Origin of the sequence: Vibrio sp. 1CM8B (genome assembly GCF_023161685.1) — a bacterium.
GTDB classification, from domain to species: Bacteria; Pseudomonadota; Gammaproteobacteria; order Enterobacterales; family Vibrionaceae; genus Vibrio; species Vibrio coralliirubri.
In genome coordinates this window covers 84,020-104,735 of record NZ_JALNTU010000005.1, presented here as the reverse complement: position 1 = coordinate 104,735, position 20,716 = coordinate 84,020, and the positions used below count along the sequence as shown (strand labels likewise).

22 protein-coding genes and 1 tRNA gene are annotated in these 20,716 nt (G+C 43.4%); 20 read left to right on the top strand and 3 right to left on the bottom strand.

Annotation, left to right across the window (positions count from 1 at the left end; genetic code table 11):
* The first annotated feature begins 69 nt into the window (after positions 1 to 69).
* Together MSG36_RS11880 and MSG36_RS11875 are read left to right on the top strand one after the other, a co-directional pair.
* On the top strand, positions 70 to 438 hold the full coding sequence (locus MSG36_RS11880; RefSeq protein WP_248367995.1) for an ATP-binding protein: 369 nt from the start codon (positions 70 to 72) through the stop codon (positions 436 to 438).
* 78 nt (positions 439 to 516) lie between these two features.
* Positions 517 to 939 (top strand): DUF3859 domain-containing protein, encoded by a 423-nt coding sequence (locus tag MSG36_RS11875; protein ID WP_019824122.1) that lies wholly within the window; start codon positions 517 to 519, stop codon positions 937 to 939.
* Between the two features lie 109 nt (positions 940 to 1,048).
* Here MSG36_RS11875 and MSG36_RS11870 read toward each other — a convergent pair whose 3' ends face one another.
* On the bottom strand, positions 1,049 to 2,155 hold the full coding sequence (locus MSG36_RS11870; protein ID WP_248367994.1) for a M20/M25/M40 family metallo-hydrolase: 1,107 nt from the start codon (positions 2,153 to 2,155) through the stop codon (positions 1,049 to 1,051).
* Positions 2,156 to 2,416: 261 nt separating this feature from the next.
* Between MSG36_RS11870 and MSG36_RS11865 the strand changes: the two genes are divergently transcribed.
* Positions 2,417 to 4,375 carry a GGDEF domain-containing protein gene (locus MSG36_RS11865; RefSeq protein WP_248367993.1) on the top strand — a complete coding sequence of 653 codons (1,959 nt, stop codon included), beginning with the start codon at positions 2,417 to 2,419 and terminating at the stop codon, positions 4,373 to 4,375.
* Between the two features lie 135 nt (positions 4,376 to 4,510).
* Here the strand turns inward: MSG36_RS11865 and MSG36_RS11860 are convergent, their stop codons facing one another.
* Positions 4,511 to 4,696: a hypothetical protein gene (locus tag MSG36_RS11860; protein ID WP_017059179.1), complete on the bottom strand. Its 186-nt coding sequence runs from the start codon at positions 4,694 to 4,696 to the stop codon at positions 4,511 to 4,513.
* 273 nt (positions 4,697 to 4,969) lie between these two features.
* Between MSG36_RS11860 and MSG36_RS11855 the strand changes: the two genes are divergently transcribed.
* Positions 4,970 to 5,638: a DUF2726 domain-containing protein gene (locus MSG36_RS11855; RefSeq protein ID WP_017630504.1), complete on the top strand. Its 669-nt coding sequence runs from the start codon at positions 4,970 to 4,972 to the stop codon at positions 5,636 to 5,638.
* Between the two features lie 265 nt (positions 5,639 to 5,903).
* Positions 5,904 to 5,980, top strand: a tRNA-Val gene (locus tag MSG36_RS11850).
* A 627-nt stretch (positions 5,981 to 6,607) separates the two neighbouring features.
* Here the strand turns inward: MSG36_RS11850 and MSG36_RS11845 are convergent.
* A complete protein-coding gene (locus tag MSG36_RS11845) occupies positions 6,608 to 7,501 on the bottom strand; it encodes a LysR family transcriptional regulator (RefSeq protein ID WP_048617232.1) in 894 nt (297 codons plus the stop codon).
* A gap of 416 nt (positions 7,502 to 7,917) precedes the next feature.
* Here MSG36_RS11845 and MSG36_RS11840 point away from each other — a divergent pair, with 416 nt between their 5' ends.
* From MSG36_RS11840 to MSG36_RS11770, 15 genes are all read left to right on the top strand, one after another.
* Positions 7,918 to 8,124, top strand: a complete 207-nt coding sequence (locus MSG36_RS11840; protein WP_019826707.1) for a Flp family type IVb pilin — start codon at positions 7,918 to 7,920, stop codon at positions 8,122 to 8,124.
* Between the two features lie 148 nt (positions 8,125 to 8,272).
* A complete protein-coding gene (locus tag MSG36_RS11835; protein WP_248368332.1) occupies positions 8,273 to 8,698 on the top strand; it encodes a prepilin peptidase in 426 nt (141 codons plus the stop codon).
* Positions 8,699 to 8,719: 21 nt separating this feature from the next.
* Positions 8,720 to 9,544 (top strand): Flp pilus assembly protein CpaB, encoded by an 825-nt coding sequence (gene cpaB / locus MSG36_RS11830; protein WP_248367991.1) that lies wholly within the window; start codon positions 8,720 to 8,722, stop codon positions 9,542 to 9,544.
* A complete protein-coding gene (locus MSG36_RS11825) occupies positions 9,544 to 10,914 on the top strand; it encodes a pilus assembly protein N-terminal domain-containing protein (RefSeq protein ID WP_248368330.1) in 1,371 nt (456 codons plus the stop codon). Before cpaB ends, MSG36_RS11825 begins: the two co-directional genes overlap by 1 nt.
* Positions 10,911 to 11,390, top strand: coding sequence for a hypothetical protein (locus MSG36_RS11820; protein WP_059019603.1), 480 nt, complete (start codon positions 10,911 to 10,913; stop codon positions 11,388 to 11,390). Before MSG36_RS11825 ends, MSG36_RS11820 begins: the two co-directional genes overlap by 4 nt.
* Entirely contained in the window at positions 11,390 to 12,631 is a 1,242-nt protein-coding gene (locus MSG36_RS11815; protein WP_248367989.1) for a chromosome partitioning protein ParA, read from the top strand. Before MSG36_RS11820 ends, MSG36_RS11815 begins: the two co-directional genes overlap by 1 nt.
* Positions 12,628 to 13,899: a CpaF family protein gene (locus MSG36_RS11810; RefSeq protein ID WP_048611307.1), complete on the top strand. Its 1,272-nt coding sequence runs from the start codon at positions 12,628 to 12,630 to the stop codon at positions 13,897 to 13,899. Before MSG36_RS11815 ends, MSG36_RS11810 begins: the two co-directional genes overlap by 4 nt.
* 1 nt (position 13,900) lies before the next feature.
* A complete protein-coding gene (locus tag MSG36_RS11805) occupies positions 13,901 to 14,803 on the top strand; it encodes a type II secretion system F family protein (RefSeq protein ID WP_248367987.1) in 903 nt (300 codons plus the stop codon).
* Positions 14,800 to 15,642, top strand: coding sequence for a type II secretion system F family protein (locus tag MSG36_RS11800; RefSeq protein WP_248367985.1), 843 nt, complete (start codon positions 14,800 to 14,802; stop codon positions 15,640 to 15,642). Before MSG36_RS11805 ends, MSG36_RS11800 begins: the two co-directional genes overlap by 4 nt.
* A gap of 10 nt (positions 15,643 to 15,652) precedes the next feature.
* Positions 15,653 to 16,390 carry a tetratricopeptide repeat protein gene (locus MSG36_RS11795; protein ID WP_248367983.1) on the top strand — a complete coding sequence of 246 codons (738 nt, stop codon included), beginning with the start codon at positions 15,653 to 15,655 and terminating at the stop codon, positions 16,388 to 16,390.
* Positions 16,377 to 16,859: a TadE family protein gene (locus MSG36_RS11790; RefSeq protein WP_248367982.1), complete on the top strand. Its 483-nt coding sequence runs from the start codon at positions 16,377 to 16,379 to the stop codon at positions 16,857 to 16,859. Before MSG36_RS11795 ends, MSG36_RS11790 begins: the two co-directional genes overlap by 14 nt.
* Positions 16,849 to 17,406, top strand: a complete 558-nt coding sequence (tadF, locus tag MSG36_RS11785) for a tight adherence pilus pseudopilin TadF (RefSeq protein WP_248368327.1) — start codon at positions 16,849 to 16,851, stop codon at positions 17,404 to 17,406. Before MSG36_RS11790 ends, tadF begins: the two co-directional genes overlap by 11 nt.
* Positions 17,407 to 17,416: 10 nt before the next feature.
* A complete protein-coding gene (locus tag MSG36_RS11780) occupies positions 17,417 to 18,973 on the top strand; it encodes a TadE/TadG family type IV pilus assembly protein (protein WP_248368324.1) in 1,557 nt (518 codons plus the stop codon).
* A gap of 8 nt (positions 18,974 to 18,981) precedes the next feature.
* Positions 18,982 to 19,620 (top strand): OmpA family protein, encoded by a 639-nt coding sequence (locus tag MSG36_RS11775; protein ID WP_248367981.1) that lies wholly within the window; start codon positions 18,982 to 18,984, stop codon positions 19,618 to 19,620.
* 147 nt (positions 19,621 to 19,767) lie between these two features.
* Complete coding sequence (locus MSG36_RS11770; RefSeq protein WP_248367980.1) at positions 19,768 to 20,709, top strand: sensor domain-containing diguanylate cyclase; 942 nt, start codon at positions 19,768 to 19,770, stop codon at positions 20,707 to 20,709.
* The last annotated feature ends 7 nt before the right edge of the window (positions 20,710 to 20,716 follow it).

Here is a 20,716-nt window from a genome sequence, read left to right as displayed (position 1 = left end):
CAGTTATCAGAGAAACTCGTTACTATTTACGATAAACTCATGTTTTCGAATTAGCCTGTAAAGTGACAGATGAAGTTAATACTCATTCGAGGGTTGCCCGGCTCTGGCAAATCAACAAAAGCAAAAACCTATGATGCATTGCATGTCGAAGCCGATATGTATTATGTGAATGAGCAAGGTGAGTACCATTTTGATCCTAGGCAGCTGCAACAAGCTCATGAGTGGTGTCAAAACACGGCTGAAAACGGCTTAATGGAAGGGCTTGATGTGGTTGTTTCGAATACCTTTATTAAGCACTGGGAAATGAAAGCCTACCGCCAACTTGCACGCAAATATAAAGCAGAATTAATTATCGAAGTCTGCCGAGAGCAATATGGCACGATTCACGATATCGAACCGTCTGTGATTAAACGAATGGCGAGAGACTGGCAAGAATAGCCTCGTTTTTCCTTTGCTGGCGTGGCTGAATGGCAAATAGAATTAAATTAATAGAACAACTCCAAGGTAACGATTGAAATGGCAAAGCGCTCTGTTGTGGTCGACATGACCTCTTATGGTATCTATTCCACATGGGATTCCAAATCTAAAGATCTTCCAAAAATCCAAGAGTTCACCACCACCGTTGATGCTGAAATCGACGTAGAATTTGGCTATATCTTGAATATCAAAAAAGCCAAAGGCGAAAAGATTCGTTACTGCATTTATCACCCAAACATCACCACAGACAAAGGTGAAGTGCTCGAACCGTTTGATGGTGAAGAGTATGTCGGTAACAATGATTGGGATTTCTACTTAGGTGACACTATCTGGGCACCAGTCTCGAACAAGTTAGGCAAATGGCGCATGACGGTCGAGCTAAAAGGCAACATCATCGCCGATAAGACATTCGACCTAGTAGCAAAAGACGAAGGTCAATTCTGGAAGCGTAGGGGCTTTTAGATTAGACCTTCTATACTTGCCTGAACAACAAAAAAGCCGAGCATCGTGATGATGTCTCGGCTTTTTTCATTGTGCTAGATAGAAGTGACTACCTAGCTAATGGATTCGATTATTGCGTTACGTAAGCCACAACAAACTCAGTGATAGCGACCATGTCTTTCACTGCAATGTACTCTTCAGTGGTGTGAACTTTCGCCATACCAGTCGAAAGGTTTACTGTTGTTAGACCTTTCGCGTTGAAGTTGTTTGCATCACTACCGCCGCCAGTGCGTTTAGTGTTCGCTGTTACGCCAAGCTTCTCAAATGCTGATTTGATAGAAAGAATATGCGGGTGATCATCTGCAATAACGAATGCATCGTAAGCACGAGTTGATTCGATTTCTACTTCAGCGCCGAACTGCTTAGCGCTTTCTTGGAATGTCGAGATCATGTGCTCAACTTGAGCCGTTAGCTTTTCGCCGTTTAGAGAGCGTGCTTCAGCCACGACTTTAAGCTCTGGCATTACGATGTTAGTTGCTTGACCGCCTTCGACAATACCAACGTTTGCTGTCGTTTCTTCATCGATACGAAGTAGGTTCATCTTGGTGATTGCGTCTGCAGCAACTTGAATTGCGCTGATGCCTTCTTCTGGCGCTAAACCAGCGTGAGCAGGGCGACCTTTGATTTTAGCAACAATCTTCTGCTGGCCAGGCGCCGCGTTTACGATGGTGCCAATTGGGCCGCCTGTATCAAGTACGATTGCGTGCTCAGATTGAATGTAAGACATATCGAAGTTTAAAGAGCCGAACAGACCGCCTTCTTCGAATACAGTAAACGCAATCTCGATAGTTTTGTGCTCTTGGCCTTCAGCTTTGATGCAACGAATGGCTTCCATGATAGCTGCGATACCAGACTTGTCGTCACCACCTAGAATTGTGTTGCCTTTTGAACGGATAATGCCGTCTTCGATGATTGGCTCAATGCCGATACCTGGCGTTACTGTGTCCATGTGGCAGCTGAATACTGTGCTACCTGGAAGAGTGCCATCTAGACGAGCGTAGATGTTGAAACCGTTAGACACTTCTTCAGGAACCGCCAGTTTGTGAACTTCAAAACCTAGTTCACCGAGTTGCTCAGCCAAAGCTTCAGCAATCGCTTTTTCGTTACGAGATTCACTATCAATTTTCACTAGATCGCAGAAATGTTCTACAAGACGTTGTTCATTAATTTGGGTCATTGTTAATTCTCATTATGCTTCCGCTTGTTCAAAAAGAAGCTGCGGAGGTAGGAACAGGAAAATCACTATAACGCCAATGAGGCAGATGATTGCCTGAGTTAAATCAAGAAAGTTGCCTGATTATTCTAATTAACGAGAAAAACCCAACTCAGATCCACCAGTGCTCAGGATTTTAATCTGTATATCTGTCGGGTATAATGTTTGACCGCATTTAAACATACGTCGATGAAATTGGAATGTAATCAATAATGGCACTGATAAATGAATAGAAACAATGTGTTAGGTTCATTCCTTTTAGTGTTGCTGATGAGTGTTGTGCTGGGGCTGTATTTGCTCTACCCAACTTATGACGACGATTTAAAGCATATTCGCCCTGAAAACCCGAGTGTTTATAGTCCAGAGAAAGAGTTATCACTCTCTCAATATGGGTCTGCATTGATCGATATTCTAGATGTATCTCGTGGTGACCCAAATTTAGCTTCCCAACAACTTGAGGCTCTCCAAACCAAGTTCCCAGACCAAGATAAAGCCATCTATCGTGCTTACGAATTGATGATTTTGTCGAACCTCGCGCAACACAAGTTGGATACCAAAGCAGTTTCCGAATACGTCAGACAGATTAAAGCACTCGCACAACACGAACATATGGGTTGGCTAAAGGCCCAATCTCTCGTTGAATTGGCGATTGAATACATCAGTAAGGGGGAGCTAGCGGAATCTGAAATCCAAATCAGAGCAGCGATAGATATCGCAGAATCGCTTCACTATGAAGAGTTGTTGATTAAGGCCTATAACACGGCTGGTGTCATCAACAATATCCGCAATGACTTTCCTGAAGCTCAATACTTTTTCCATAAAGGTTTAGACCTTGGTAAGAAGTACCCTCAACACATCTACAACAGTAAGTTAGTGTCAAACATGGCACTGCTGTATATCTATTTGGAAGACTGGCCTAAAGCGCTCAAGCTGATTAAAAGAGCCAAAAAACTCTATTACAAGAGTGGACTACTCGAAGCGTCTACGATCGGCGTGCTGCATGTGAATGAGTCTTTTGCTTATCTGCGCAGTGGTGATTTACTCAAAGGCCGAGAAGCGTATCAAAGTGCGGCGAAACTCAATGGCGATAACGTGAGTGAACGATACAAAATCATCCTATTAAAAGCAGAGAGTGATGTGTTGTTGGCAGAAAAGAACTTTGAGTCAGCACGACAAGTCGCAAACTTGTGTCTTAGATACCCTGGAGTGGACAAATACACACTTCAATTGGGGCAGTGTTACCTAAATAGAGCCTTAGCGAACATTGGTTTGAACCGAGATAATTTTGTTTTTGCTGATCTAAAGCGATCGTCTGCAATGTTCGATGTTGTGGGGACTCGCAGCTGGAAGGTCCTCGGCTTAAGAACACTTGCTGAATACTATGATTCAAGAGGCGACAGCGAGAACGCACTTCGTTACTTCAAACTCTATTACAAGGGTAACAAAGCGCTGCTTTTTGATAAGCGCCAGAGCGATATCTTTTTACTAGAGCAAGATTTCGCTACGGCATCATTAGCTCAAGAAAACGAACTGCTTAACGCAGAAAAAGAGTTGGGTGAGCTAACATTAGATAAGCAGCAGCTACGGAATCGAATCGTTGTCGCGTTGGGTATCATGGTGATGATCAGCGCCGCATTACTTTTGATAAGGTTACGCTCGATCCAGAAGACCAATAAAGAACTACTCAAGCAATCTACAAGATGCGAACTGACAGGTTTATACAATAGGCGTTACTTAGAACAACGGTTAACTCAGCCGTTGCCACATCCTTTGTCGTCGTTTGGGTATACGCTCGCTATTCTAGATTTGGACCGCTTCAAACAAGTAAATGATACTTATGGGCATGATATCGGTGACCAAGTGTTGGTGGAAGTCGCTCAGCGTTTAGGGCAAATCTTATCAACAAATGATGTAGTGGCAAGATGGGGTGGGGAAGAGTTTGTTTTGTTGCTGGCTGGGAATCAAGATCCTAATAAAGAGCTTGAGCTTATAAGGCAAGCGATAGCTGACCGACCGATTGAAACGCATTCTGGCCAATTAGAATTAACCACATCGATTGGTGCGACGACTCATCTAACGGAGCAACAGTTGAATAGCCGTACCTATAAGAAACACTTGAAATCGGCAGACGATGCTTTGTATCAAGCTAAGCAGTCAGGGCGTAATAAGGTCGTTATTATTTGAGTGTTCAAGCTAGGTTAGTCCCTTTTAATCAAGAAACCTGAACTTCAATAACTAAGCGAATAAGAGTGCTTATCTGAATTAATACAGCTATCTACTCTTATTCGCTTAATTCATACTTTGATTTGGCTTGCTGGATTACTTAGCGACACCTTGGAGCATTTCAACCAATTCGCCTTCTGTTGCTGGCTCGCTAGCGAGTTCAATCACTGCCGAAGCGCCGCCTTTTAACATATAGGCTTGGGTTCCGCAGTGGTCATAGTGGAACCATTTACCATCTACACATACGTCGGTATAACATCTTGGGTCTTGTTTAAGTTCCATATCAATTTCCTTATTAACATTTGCCTAACGTTTTTCAGACTAGTTGATCACAAATCTAGGTAAATTGATCTAAATCAATCTAGAGTGTAATTGATGATTTGATTATCAAAATAGGAGATGTGTGTCTAGCGAAGGGGCGACCTCTCGCTGAGTACTGCGCTCAAAGGTCGTGATTCTGGTTGGTAACTCTCGCTCTTTTGCTTGCCAGTTGATGCTTTTCTACATACGCTAGCCATTCTCTTAATCCCTATACAGACTTGATTGTGTTGGAAAATGACTAATATCTTTATCGTTGTAATTGTTCTGGTTGTGTTCTTTTACTTTATTCAAAAGTATGTGGTGAAACACGATGACACCAAAGACCATGCTTATCAGAAGAAGGGTGCGTTGATGTCGGCGCAACAGGCGACATTCTATAATGCGCTAAAATCCGCTGTGGGCAACCATGGGGAAGTGTTTGCGAAAGTCAGCATGTCGAACGTACTTGTTCCTGCCAAGACGAACAACAAGAAGAATTGGTTTATAGCCAACAACAAGATCTCACGTAGCTATTTCGATTTTGTGGTTTGCGACCCCCGAACGTTAGAGCCCCGCGTGATTATCGAACTTGATAACGGCAAAGAACTCAATAAAGGCAAAGTCGACCGCGAAAAGCTACTGATTCACGTCTGTAAATCGGCAGGTTTACCCCTGATTGGAGCTTCAATTAAGCACAGCTATCAAGTGAGCCGTTTGAAGAGGTTGCTGGCAGCCCACATCGATCTAATCGAACCATCCAAAGAAGTTCGATTTTGTAAGAAGTGTGGTAGCCCGATGATCATCAAACTGGCAAGCCAAGGCGATTACAAAGGCCGAAGATTCTTCACTTGTAGCCGCCAGCCAAACTGCACCTATACCGAAAACTACAACGTTGTATTCGATGTAGATGAGGAAACGAACTAATATCTTGAGTCAAAATATTCAAGGCAGCCGTAAATAGCACAAAGCGTGTCGATGTGTATCGCTATTGAAGTTGAGATGAAATGTGATCTACTTCAAGTCACTGATCTGCTTTGTGTTTAAAATTTATTCTGATTGTTGTTTTTAAAAGCAAACGAGCTGTTTTGTGCAAATTTATCCTTGCACGCTACCCATTCACTCGTTATTATCCATCTCGTTCTGAAGCGTTAGCCACTTAGTAAAGCGGTTAGATAAGTTTCACAGCATTGCCCGCTTAGCTCAGTTGGTTAGAGTACTTGCATGACATGCAAGGTGTCACTGGTTCGAGTCCAGTAGCGGGCACCAGATTCGTTCTTTATGAACAAGCAAAAAAGCCCACCTAGTGTGGGCTTTTTTGTGCCTGTAATTCCTCGTATTATTAATGTTTTAGTCTTCTCATCTCTTATGAAGCTCTTTAGGGCTTGTCTGTCCAATGTTGTAGTTCGAATGTCGATTAACGTGGTTAGAAAGGTCGCCAGCACCCAGAAAAGGTAAGAGAGTCGTCTACTTCTAATCCTCTATATTGTCGCTTGTGAGAGATTAAGCGAAAGCTAAGTCGTTCTATGTCTCCGAGATACACGTATTACCTAAATAGCTCCACAGTGGACTTGTAGACGACTAATCGACAATCCCAACTGATATCTTCGAAATACCGCCAAACACATAACCTTAGATCTTGTGACCAGTTGAATTATGAGTATGGCGATAAATAGATGTAAGTTCTTTCTGTTAATTAAATCTAAGCTATGGAAGGTTATATGTGCAGTTAAGTTTTGATTGGTGAGCTATAGAATAAACAAATTTATAACGACGTTAATTATATTTATTATCTATGATTTATTTCGGAGATATATCAAGATGTATGGATTTATTAGTATCATACCCTAAGCTAGTGAATGTACCAGAGCGTGATTGCCAGATTTTAAGAGAACGTTATTGAGCTAAATCAGCAACAAATGTTTGTTTGTAATTAGTTGTGGTTTGTAGCTCTTTTTTTATCCATTGGTTAAACAAGCTAAAGTCAGAATGTATGTGCCAGAAGAGGGATGCAATAACTCGTTTACCAAAAAAATCAGGGTGGTCTGTAATGACCTTAAGCTTATTCTCTTTTACGTTACCATCGATAAGAAACCCGGGTAAAAATGCGATGCCTTTTTGAGCCTTACATAAGTCGATGATGGTCCCTAGATCATCCAGTCGCCATAGGTTATATGCAGCGATGTTTGATAAGTTAAGAAGCTCTTCACAACCATCCATTAATAGAACTCGCTGTGATGGTGCGTGAGACTCAAAGGTTACCAAGTCTTCATGGGCTACCCACCAACAGTTGACGTGAAATAACTCCTCTATATTGAAGTCGTAATTTGTCTTGTGATAGGGGTTCCCTAATGCTAAGTCTATCTTCCCTTCATTTATGTAGTTTCCTAAAACGAAACTCGGTTTTGTGACGACAAGTAAATCCACATTTGGGAATGCCTCTGAAAATGCCAATAGTGTCTTCTTTACGTTTTGATTGAACACCAACGGATCTATACCTACTCGGTAAACTATCTGGTCAGATATATTCATTTGTTGAGCAATGGTGACCAATTCTCGATATTTCGATACCACAGGTAAAGAGAGTTGGAATAGGCGTTCTCCTTTCTCCGTTAGCCAAACTTTAGAGTGTTCTCTATTAAATACATTGAAACCTAAATCTGACTCCAGATTCTGAACCGCTGTACTAACGGTTGACTGTGATTTTCCAAGCATGCGAGCAGCAGAGCTAAATGAACCTTCTTCAACTACTGCAATGAACGAAACAATATTTTCGAAATGTAGTTTCATGATTCGACTAACCTTTTGACACAAAGAAATTATATTTATTATTGTTTGTTGATTCGAAGAACAATAGCGTGATGATAATTGTATTTCAACAAGTTTTATAAGGAGTAATAAAGCTTGGTCAATTAATTCTTAGGTTGCTTCCAAACCTTATATAAACTTTAGATAAGTAATAATATTGACCCGTGTCTTACTTTTTCAAGTTTATAAATTTAAATCAATATTCTTTGTGGGAGTGGGTTTTATATGTAAGGTGTTGTTATTTAGCGATTTGTTTTTAATTCTTATGTTTTTATTGTGCTTATTCTGATCATTTTTTGCTCGACCTATTGATTAAATCGATAGGGGGTATTTTCCACTGAGTGGGGGCGGTAATTATAATGGCGACGAATTTTCAACAGCCCTTATAGGAAGAAATAATGATTACTAAGCTTTACGTGAAGACAAACATGTTTTTATCACAATTCAAGAACGATGAGCGCGGCGTAACTGCGATTGAATATGGTCTTATTGCTGTTGCAATGGCTGTATTAGTAACTACAGCAGTAGGCGCTGATGGCTTCATTGGTAAGCTAGAAGGTGCTTTTGAACAAGTAGCTACGGCTATTGAAACTGCTAGCAGCTAACATCAAGCCTTATTAGCTAATGTAGAAGATATCGAAAGATATTCGTGCCAGACCCATGTTTACATTGGTCTGGCTTGGTTAATTTACATCGTGAAATAAGATTTATTCTAACCAAAATTAGGTGGTATTTCCAATTTTTAGTCATGAATTGTATTTAGTGGCTTTGGCAATGCTGAGTATATATGTGTCGGTTACTGATTTTCTCTATCGGAAGATACAAAATTACGCCCTGTACGTATTACTCTTCTTGCAGTGTTTCATATCCCCGTTAGATATTCAAATAATGAGCTTTTTACTGATGTTAGGTGGAGGGCTTATTCTTTATAAGCTGATATGGATTGGAGCAGGTGATATTAAATACGCCGCTATTTTGTCACTTACCATCCCTTTTGATGACTTATTATTGGCGTATATTCTGACGGCTTTTGCTGGTGGTATTTTAGCAGTTACTTATCTAATGAGTAAAAAATTAATAATAGGAAATGGCTGTTACCAAGAGGGTATTCCATATGGGATAGCCATTAGTATTGGATTTTACTTAGTCATTTTAACTCAATCTACGCCACATATATAAACCTCCAAGAATGAGAACATTATGAGATCTCGACTGGTATTACTTGTTGCCATTGCCGCCTTGATAGTTGGCGCACTGGGCGTTATCGACTTGTTTAAGAGTGAACCTAAACCGTCAACGACCGCTGAAGTAGCGGAAGAAAAAAGTGAAGAGTATGTTTCCGTTTGGATGACCACGGAACGTTATGAAAAAGGGCTTCCGCTCGATGCTCAAGGCGTCGTCAAACAACAACTCCCTCTTAGTAAAGCATTAACGCTTGGTGTCAGAGAAGACGCACAAATCAGCTTTTCACCCTCTATTTTGTTAAATCGAAACCTTAATCCCGGCGAGGTTGTACTGCCTGAATATCAGGTGACGCCTGGTCAACCTGGATACATTGATCTGCTGGTCACGGACGGTATGACGCTATACCCATTAAAAGTCAGCGACAAAAACCTAATTAACGACTACATCCGACCGGGTTCGTTTATTGATGTTCTGACGGTGAGTTCTCCTAATGCCAACTTGGCTGGCAATATCGATAAGCCAAAGCGGTTTAGGGGAGTGAAAGCCTCAATGTTTCTTAAAAACGTCAAAGTCCTCAACATCGGAAATGATGAGACTGGCGACAGTTCTGTCACTGCTCGAGCTCCGAGCAAAGAGGATGGGCTAACTACGGTAGTCATTGAAGTTAGCCCCGATGAGTTACCAAAGCTCGCACTAGCCCAGCGAACAATGCACATCGAAATTTATCGAAGCCAAACCTATACGCAACCTGAGTTTGCGGAGGTGCGCAACATTATCGATAACTATACCGGGATTGCTGAGTTACGCGGTAATGAGAATAACCCTAGAGAGGCTTTGTAATTATGATTCATCATCGAATCAAGCAAGCACTGCGTGTTTCCATGTTGGCACCGCTGATTGGCTTACTTTTTATAACAAACAGTTTTGCTGCCGATCGCTCCATTACGCTCAACGATGGTCAGCACATCAAATTCAAAAGCCCGATTGGCCAAGTGTTCATTAATAACCCTGATATCGTTGACTACAAGGTAATCAATGACAACACCCTAGTCGTGTTCGCCAATAGTATTGGGCAGTCACGTCTGATCGTCTACGGAATCGACGACGAGGTATTACTTTCTGAGCGCATTATTGTTGATTTGAATCTGACGGATATTAGACGCCAGCTCAAATTTCATTTCCCTGATGCCAAGGTCAAGGTTCAGTCAGTGGGCGAGCAAGTTGCCGTTAGTGGCCTTGTGGATTCGGAAGCGACTCGTGACGACATCTATCGTTTGGTTGCCACTCTGCTAGGACGAGAAAAGACCGAGAAGTGGGATAAAACTCAGAAGCTAGAGTTTAAATCCGACAACTCTGATTATGAAGAGCCAGAAAGCATGGTCTTTGCGCGCAACATGACGTGGGAAGGGATCATCGAACGTATTGATGTGGCGACTACCCAGCAGGTGAACGTCAAAATATCGGTGGCTCAAGTCACCGAATCGTTTGGCCAAACCGTTGGTGTCGATTGGAGCTCAGTGGGCTCAAGTGTTGGCGAGTTTGTTTTCGACCAGTTCGATGCAGCTAACCTAAGTACATTGATCACTGCGTTAGGTAACGATCAGATTGCAGAAGTTTTGGCTGAGCCTAACTTAACCGTGTTATCTGGTGAATCTGCAAGTTTCCTTGTGGGTGGTGAAGTGCCCGTTATCGTTTCTACCAGCAGTAACGTGAACATTTCATTCAAAGAGTTCGGCATCAAACTCGACCTTACTGCCAAAGTGCTTAGTCAAGACAAGATCCGCATGCAGTTAGCGCCTGAAGTGAGCGAAGTTGAGGGCTATGTCGAAGCGGCAGGAATCAAAGTCCCACAATTGGCTTCACGACGTGCCATGACAACCGTTGAACTGGCCGATGGCGACAGCTTCGTTCTTGGTGGCTTGATGAGCAGTGCTGATTTGGAAAAAATGCAAAAAATCCCTTTCGTTGGCGATATTCCAGTACTTGGTGCCGCATTCCGCAAAGCAACCACAGAAAGAAAACGCACTGAATTGATCATCGTTGCGACCGTGAATCTTGTGGAACCGATGAAACCGAAAGACATTCAACTGCCTTACATCAAGAAGACCTCTACATTAGCGCGTTGGCTCAACGTTAAGTGGGATGGCAAGGCGGTGACGTCTTCTGATGCAACGATTCGCTTGTTGTCGCAAGGAGGGTTTATCCAATGAAGAAACTATTATTGATGGCATTATTCACCTCTTCACTTTTGGGCTGCGCCTCGGAGCAATACTTTGTCGGGCATGGTTCTGAAGCCTTGGTGTACAAAGAGCATCACAACTTTGAGTTTGCGATGAAAAACCGTGCAGAAACGGCCAAGCAGCTTAAAGGGTTGATTCAGGATATTGAATCCATGGACAAAGAAGCGACCTATGTTGTGGACTATAAATCAATTCGTAGCAAAGCGATGTTGCAAGAGATTTTCGAGCAATATCCATCGCATGTCATTGCGCCACAAAGAGTGGTGTATCGAAGTGCTCAGCTGTTGCCTAGCGACTTAAATATCCAGGTGACGCTAACACGTTTGAAGACTCAAGAATGCACGCCATCACAGATTCACGTTCGCTTGAGGCAGCCAGACTGCTTTGCTGAATCGATGCGTTTGAAGCAAGTGGCCTACAAATCAAGATTGGTAGGAGAACAATAATGTTTGACCTGACGAAAGCATTAACAACAAAGGCCAAGCCAACTCCGACCGCAACAACAGGCGTTGCCGGGTGTACTTTGTTCTACCAATTTCAAGAGTGTTTAGACCTTGTTCAAGAAGTCTTCCGCTTTGAAGGGTGGAGCGATCCTGCATGCGTCAAAGCCAAAGCGGGCTTGACCAAACTAACAGAACAACAGAGTAGCCATATCGTTATTCTGGAACTTAATGAATCGACTAATGTTGTTGAAGACGCTAAATCTTTTGCCAGCAAACTGCCCACCCATAAAGGTGTAGTCGTGATTGGTAAAGAGGATGCGATTTCTACGCTGCGTTCTCTTAAAGAGATGGGGTTTTACTACGTGTTCTGGCCGGTGAACAAACAAGAGTTTGCGGACTTCTTAAATCACGTTAGCAAGAACCTCAAGACTTTCTCTGGTGTGAGCCAGAAACGCAAAGCCAAGCGAGTTGCAATTGTTGGCGCCAAAGGTGGCGTTGGCACGTCGTTTATTACCACTGAGCTGGGCTCACTGTTATCTACTCAAGGCTCGGACACGATTCTTGTCGATCATCAATATGCCGATACCAACATTGATGTCTTGCTGGGTCTCAAAGACTTCAAGCCGCGAACCATTGATGAGTTTACAGCGCCATTGCATGAAATGGATGAAGAAGGGGCGTTGAGTTACTTAATCAACGCTCGCAAGAATTTACGTCTGTTAGCGATTGATGGCGACATGAGCCAAACCGATGTTCTTAATTACAACCAAACCTTGTGCGAGTTGTTAGCGCGCAACGCCAACTTCATTATTGAAGACTTTTCGGGTGGTGTGGATTTCAAAGTTGAACCTCAACTCTTGGTAGAAAACTTTGATGTGGTGGTGCTGGTTTTAGATGCGTCGGTGTCTTCAGTAAGAAGTGCGAAGCGATTGTTTGAGAAAGTCTCCAACTTACAGCTTTCGTTATCGTCGCGTACACGTGTCATTACCGTGGTGAACTACCATCGTCCGGAAAACGCTTACGTCTTACAAAAGCCCGACCTGACTAAGTATTTAGGCGCAGAGGTTGATCTAGAAGTCGACTACTGCAAAGCGTTGGCACACATCATTATCGATGGCAAACGAGGCCATAAGCATGACCGCCACATTAGCCGTTCTATGGAACAGTTGGTGAAGTTGATTAATGGTCAGCCTTTAGATCACAAGAGTATGAATTCTTGGTTGAAAAAGGTGCGTGCTAAATGAGTTCTAACAAAGACTTATACCTCGCCTTTCGTGGCCAAATCTTTGAAGCCCTAGATGCAGAAGCGGTTCAGAAAATGAGCCGTCGAGACCTTGAATCTCAGATACAAGCAGCTGTTGACCTGTTGGCGAATAGCTACCAAAGACCGATCACTTCGATGATGAAGTCAGGATTAGTGAAAAGCTTAATCGATGAACTGTTTGGTTTGGGGCCTTTACAGCCTTTGGTCGAAGATCAGTCCATTTCCGACATCATGGTCAATGGGCCTAACAACATCTTTTTCGAACGACACGGTAAGGTCAAAAAATCCGAAGTCTCATTCGTGAATGAAGAGCAGTTGTTAGCTATAGCCAAGCGTATTGCTTCACGTGTCGGAAGACGTGTCGATGAGCTTTCGCCAACGGTCGATGCCAGGCTTGAAGATGGTAGCCGTGTGAATATTGTGATTCCGCCGATTTCATTGGATGGCACATCGATCTCTATTCGTAAGTTTAGAGAGCAGAAGATCGGCTTTGAAGATTTGATTGGCTTTGGGTCGATGTCTCCAGAGATGGCTCGAGTGCTGATGATCGCTTCTCGCTGTCGCATCAATGTGTTGATTTCTGGCGGTACAGGCTCAGGTAAAACCACGTTGCTCAATGCGTTGTCTCAGTATATTGCTGAAGATGAACGCATCGTTACCATTGAAGATGCGGCCGAGCTGCGCCTGCAACAACCCAACTTGGTACGACTAGAAACACGTACCTCAAGTGTTGAGCAAACTGGAGCAGTAACTCAGCGTGAGTTGGTTATCAACGCGCTTCGTATGCGTCCAGACCGAATTATTCTGGGTGAGTGTCGTGGCTCTGAAGCGTTTGAAATGCTGCAAGCCATGAATACGGGGCATGATGGTTCGATGTCTACATTGCACGCTAACACGCCGCGCGATGCGATTGCTCGTGTTGAATCAATGGTGATGATGGCGAATTTGAATCAACCGCTTGATGCGATTCGAAGAACGATCGTCAGTGCCGTTCAGATGATTGTTCAGGTCAACAGATTGCGCGATGGGTCTCGTAAGATCACGAGCATCTCTGAAATCGTCGGCCTTGAAGGTGAAAGCGTGGTGATGGAAGAGATCTATCGCTTTCGTTATGACGATGCGCATTATGGAGAAACGGTTAAAGGCGAATTCGTCACCGACGGCATTATGCAACGATCTGAACTTGTGAAAAAAGCGCAATTCTTCGGGCTCTATGAAGAGCTCATCGCAGCGTTTAAGGGGGCATAACATGCTTTGGGTTTCATTAATCCTGTTCGCGTTTGTGCTGCTTTTGATCCGTGATTCAAAGGTCAAAAAGGTCTACCAGTTTTTCAATATCGAAGAAGCGGAAGCTGAAAACTTTAATGCGATTAACGTTAAGTCATTAGTGCGTAAGCAGGGCTGGCAAAAGTTCAAAGATTCCATCTCGCCAACATTAATGGTGTTGGGCCCGAGATCGTCGTTGTACATCGCCTTATATATAACGGGTAGCCTTATCGCGTCTTGGTACATCGTTACTGATCTACTATCAATCACCAATTCTTGGCTGGTACTGGGTTCATCTTTGATGTTTACCTTTTTCGGCTACCGTTTTCTGGTCACAAGAAGGCGTCGAGACTTTGAGAATACGTTCCCTGATGCGCTGAATATCCTGATGAGTGCCGTCACCGCGGGTGACAGCTTAATGCAAGCCATCAGTTATGTCGGCGATGTCATGCACAACCCAATTGGCCGTGAGTTTAAGCTAATGGGAGAGCGACTGAAATTAGGCGAATCTCCCGAAGTTGTACTTCAACGATCGTGTAAAAACTACCCGTACCCTGAGTTTCTGTTCTTTACCGTGACGATCAGGGCGAATATTGCTCGGGGCGGGCAACTCAAGGGGGTGTTAGCGCGGTTAATTAGAGTGCTGGTCGATTCTAGAACACTAGAGAAAAAGAAAATGGCGATGACTTCGGAAGCTCGAATCTCCGCCAAAATCGTTGCGGCTATTCCTCTGATTTTTTTGATTATTCTTAACTATGTTAACCCTGAGAATGTGGATTTTGTTCTCTACGATCCAGAGGGAAGAATCGTATTGTTTTACGTATTGGGTAGTGAGCTTTTCGGCTTGTTCATTGTTTGGCTATTAGTCAGAGGGGTACGCGCATGATGTTACTGGCTTCCCTTATTGTGTTGTTTTTTTCGCTACTCTTTTTGATTATCGATTCTATTCGTAAAGAGCAACGACATAAGAAAGTTGCGCTCTATATTGGAGACAACTCGGCTCGTGTTCCTTCTCGTGTTAACCGTTTTTTCGTTCGTTTTGGTAAAGAACATCGCCATGAACTCGAGCAAAAAATGATCGAGGCGGGTTATTACAACACCGAGTGGGCGAAATTCTATTTCCCTGCCAAGTTACTGGTATTGGGGTTGGTTTCTGGGTTGGTGCTCTTGGGGGATATGACATCAACCAACAAACTGGTCGTGGTTATTTTCGCGCTGATTGGCGTCATTGTCGTGCCAGATACCTTGTTGCAAATGCGACGTAAGATGTTGATCAGCAGAACCTCAGCTCAACTGCCGTATCTGCTCGACATGATGTCCGTATGTGTGCAAACCGGTATGACGATTGAAGCTGCATTGGTCTATTTGGGAAAGGAGTTGGCTGAATTTGATTCAGACCTATGTTACCAAATTACACGCACATCGGACTCGGCGAAAATACACGGACTGGAAAAGGCGCTCAATGATCTGAGTGAACGTATCCCGACGCCACCAGTCCGAAGCTTTGTGCTGACCATCATCCAAAACCTGCAATACGGAACATCCGTGGCGAGTGTGTTAAGTGACCTCGCTGAAGACATGCGAAAAGTTCAAATTCTTACCGTTGAGGAAAAGGTGGGTAAGCTCTCTGCGAAGATGAGTGTGCCTCTGATCCTATTCATTATGTTTCCGATCGTTATCTTGATTCTCGCACCGAGCATCATGCAAATGACATTGAACATATAGGGAGTTACCAGTGATTGGAAAACGTATCTGTCTCATTGGTCTAGCGCTTAGTGTGTTGTCGGGCTGTCAATCAGCACCGTCGCAACAAGACTTGCAACTTGCCGACGTCACGAGCATGGAAAAAGTGAATAACTATGACGGCCTCATTAGCTATTACAAGGCTGAATTAGCACAAGGTTCCGAAGACCCAGAGGTAAAAGAGAAACTGGCTTGGGCATATTTCCATAAAGGGGATATCGAATCGGCTGACTTCTATGTTCAACACTTGCAAAAAGAGGGGTTTGAAAATCCCAACTTGTACCAGTTAGAAGGGCAGGTGTTTGATGCAAAAAATGACGTTGAAAGTGCTATTGCTGCTTATCTAGCTTCTATAGAGGCGGGAAATACAACAGGTCAGATTCACGTGTTACTCGGCGTGTCATATACCAAAGTTGGAAGATTCGATGAAGCGTACCAAGAGCTTAATCGAGCTCGTTTACGTGGTTACGACGATGTCGTGGTTAAGAACAACATTGCGATGATTCAAATGGCCAATGGCGAGTATCAACAGGCGATCGAAACGTTAGCTCCAGTTTTAAAAGAAGATCCGGCAAATAAGATCGTAAAAGCAAATTTTGCTATCGCGCTGATGAAAACTCAACAAATCGATTCGGCCAAAAAGTTACTCAAAGGCGATTTCTCAGCAGAAGAGATCCAGAGTATTGCCGCTGAATTAACTCAACTAGGAGTTAACGATGAAGCGTCTTAACAAACAGAAAGGAGTCACGGCGATTGAGTTTGTGTTGGGTGCGCTTGTTCTGTTTTTCGCTACCTTTGCGATTTTCGAATCGAGTTACCAGATCTATGTCGTGAATATGACCGAGTATTCGCTTAGAGAAACCATCAGGAATACCAAAATCTATGAAGGTAAAGGGATCAACGAGCAGTACGAGAACAAGTTCAGATCGTTAATTGAAGACGATGACAATCTATGGAGTTTTCTAATTGATAGCTCACGGTTCTCTATCGCAGGTCAGTACTTCAAAACCTATGACGATTTTATCGCGAACAGAGGCCACTCAGATCAAGGTTTGAACTTCAATTACGACTTAGCTGAAATGGCGGTGACTTATCGTTACACACCTGTGATTAAACTCACCGGTGCCGCTGACAGAGATATTTCACGCACCATGGTTTTGAACTTAGAACACGAGGGGTGGGAAGATGATGCTCCGTAAACAACGTGTGCTTTCTAAGAGGTGCCAGCAAGGTTCGTACACCATTGAGTTAGTTTTCATTCTTGTGGCCTTATGGGGCGTTTATCTTTTTGGAGCGGACTTGAGCTATCAGTTGCTTGCCCGTGCCAAGCTTGATCGATCTAGCTTTGCTTTAGTCAATGTTATCAAAGAGCGTACTCGTTATTTTGAGGCAGATGTGTTGGCAGGAAAGAACTTAGCCGTGACTGACACTGAATTACTAGAGATGACGAAAGTGGCAAGTCGAATGCTCAATACACCAGTAGACAGTGTGGCAATCAAGATTGAGTCGTTGACCAATAAAACGAATGTTGCTGAGTTCACATCGAGCAAATATAGAAGTTTAAATTGCCAAACGGATTCGATTCTCGCGCATGCAGATCTGGCTCCAGTAGAGAAGGGCGTTGTTTATCCACTGTACCGAATCAGCCTTTGTGAAGAACAAAGTTCTTGGTTCAAACCCTTCTTCAACGCTGGCACCAGTACCACGGTTAAGATTGGCTCTTCTTCAATAATGCCTGGGAGGTAATGAAATGAAAATGCAGCATGACCGCCATATCAATCGTCAGCATCTCAGTCTCCAAAGACAACAAGGGGTAGCCGCGGTGTGGATGGGTTTATTGCTCGTGCCAATCATGGGCATGACCTTTTGGGCGGTTGAAGGCACACGTTATGTTCAAGAGACCAGCCGATTAAGAGACTCTGCAGAGGCGGCGGCGATAGCGGTGACCATTGAAGATCAACAAGATCAGGCTGGTAGGCTAGCAACCAAATATGTCGAAAACTATGTGCGGGACATTAAATCAACCAACCTCTCTGCAGACCGGTTCCACCAAGCGGAAGACGAGGGCGCAGGTGTTCTTGAATACATTCAATACACAGTGAATGCCAAGACCACGCACGACTCTTGGTTCGCGAGCAGCTTTATCCCTTCATTTGATCAGCAGCAAGATTTGGCGGGGCGTTCGTTAGCTCGTAAGTACCCAGTTTACCTTGGCGATAACAACATCGATATTGTGTTTGTGTCGGACTTTTCCGGTTCTATGGATGAGCGATGGGGTTCAAATCGACATAAAAAAATCGACGATTTGAAAACGGCCATCGACGAAATATCAAACAAGATCCTTTGTACGTCGATTGACCAAGACTCTGTCGGTGGCGAAGTGATAGAGGTGTGCCATGAGCCGGGAGAAGACACAACCGGAGACAAGCTGCTTAACCGAGTTGGCTTTGTGCCTTTTAACGTTCGAACGAGGGAAATCGTCTCGGGAAATCAAGCGCGAGCTACAAGCCAATTGAGCTACAAAGATAACTATAAAACAAACGTATCACCTTATTCCTACAACGATGTTGACTGGGATTACTGGCGTACGTATTCGCAGAATCAGGTGCTTAATTGTGCTAATTGGCAGTCATATTGTTCAAATCCAAAGGCGGACAATCAAAAATACGCTAAACGCATAAGGGATGTAATCAATGCAGATCGTTACGCCGTTGCCGATGTTTATAACTATGTAGATTTATCGACATCAGTGTCGACGATGTTTACTGACAAGTCAGGGTTAAAGCCTGATTTCTATGGTGTGAGTGGAGCAAAACTATTCAACGCGCATGGTTCTTCAAATTCATCGCAGTTTTCCAACATTCAGCTATCGAACAAGCTGTCAGATTTAGACCCGATTAACTCGATGTGGGCAGACGGAGGTACAGCGGCGTTTCAGGGCATTTTGAGAGGCTCTCAAGTTCTCCATGATGGTGACCCGAACAGTTCCGATCAAGAAGAACAACAGGCTTACAACAAGAAAATCAAGATGCTACTGATTTTGAGTGACGGGCAAGAGAGCCCTAATAACGGCATCCTCAAAGGACTTGTCGACCGAGGCATGTGTGACAAAGCAAGAGAGGAGATACCTGGCTTATACATAGGTGTTATTGGTATCGATTTTCAAGCGTCCCAACAAAGTGGTTTTCAAGACTGTGTGGTGGATTCCAATGAAGACATCATCGATGTATCTAACCTCGATGAATTGATTGAAAAGATAGAAGAACTCATCCGTAAAGGCTCGAAAACAAGCGGAATAACTAAGTTGTACTAGAGGAAAATATGAAAAAGTTAATGGTCAGCTCAATCGTCTTATCGACATTGCAATTTAGCCTTATCGCCCATGCGGAAGAAGACATCAATGTCTATTGCGACACTGCGTTCAGTGAATATCAACATAGTGTTAGGGTTGATGATGTCGTGGGTATCGCGCAACACAGACAGGGCTTTTTACAAATTGAGCAGCAGTCTGATAGCAGTGAGTTAAAACAAGCATTGGCAGGTCAATCTAATCTAAGTACCAATCAATCCGGTTGTAAGACTTGGATCAGTAACCAAGAGCGTCAAGGGTTGTTGGCCCGTCTTCATTTCGGTTTTGATCAACACAACTTAACGCCGATGGGCAGCAAAGCATTGAGTCAGCTTGCAGGTGAGCTGAAGGCTAACGGCAGTTCAATTACGGTGGATGGCCACACTGACAGCACAGGCGCAGAAGGTTATAACCAAGCGCTGGGCCTACAAAGAGCGCTTACGACGTCGGGCGGCTTAATCGCTGACGGTGTAGAGAAAAATCGCCTTGTTATTCGTTCATTTGGTGAAAGTGAACCTATCGCGTCTAACGCAACGCCAGAAGGTAGAGCGAAGAACCGACGCTCAGAAATTTGGGCCTCTTCGAACGATGCCGCTGACTTAGAAAATTAAGAGGCGCGATTGGGTTTGGTTGTTGCTTGGTTGTTGCTTAGTACTAGGTAATAAACCGCCCTAGATTATCGCTCTTGGGATTTTTGTTACAACGTATACTAATGAATATTCAATTAAGTTTAACTGTCTGATACTAAAGAAATATTAATGCTTTTTGATAAATTCTCTTCTGAAGGGATGCAAAAAAATATCGATGTCGATACTTGGGTATCTATATTGGATAACATACGAGACATAATGGACGCATCGAATGCGGGCATCATCATGATCTCTGATTTGAGTTGCTCTGGTTCTGAGAGTGTGTGGAGCTCCTCAAACATATCGTGTAACCAACATAAGAGCAAAATTAGCCTCTTTTGTGAGTATGTGCATAACGAAAATCGCACGGTCTATTTAAGTGGTCACGCTGGTGGTGATTCCGTTTCTGCGAATGGTAAGGATGCCTATAAGTCTTTTTGCGGGGTTCCTGTTAGGGATATAGATGAAGAAGTCTTTGCGGTGCTCTTGGTGTTTGATTTAAGCCCAACAGCGTATACCGAAAGCCAAGTTAACTTGATTGAGAACATATCGACGCTATTGCGTTCTGAAATCCTGTCAAAAGAAGAGAGCAGGATTTTATACAAAAACAGTCACTTTGATATCATGACGACGCTGCTTAATCGAAGGGGCTTTTTCCATGAGTTCAACAAAGCAAACATCAGCGATGGAGAGGTTGTTTGTTTGTATTTTGATTTGGATAACCTGAAATACATCAATGATACGTATGGTCACTTTAAAGGTGATGATTACATATCTGGCTTTGCGTCATGCATTAAAAACAATTCAAAGTACAACACGATATCGGCGAGGGTTGGCGGTGATGAATTCATTGTCGTCATACACTCAGAAGAGCCGGGTTATGCTCGTGAGTTGGTCAAAAAAATTCACGCTGAATTCCATGATTTCATTGAAGGCTTTCGCTGTGATGATGAGGTTTCACTCGGCTTTTCATATGGCTGTGGTATCGCTGACTCTCGAAGCTTCAATATCATTAATTTAATAAAGTCGTCCGATGAAAACATGTACCTCAATAAGAAAAACAAGATTTAGATGTTCA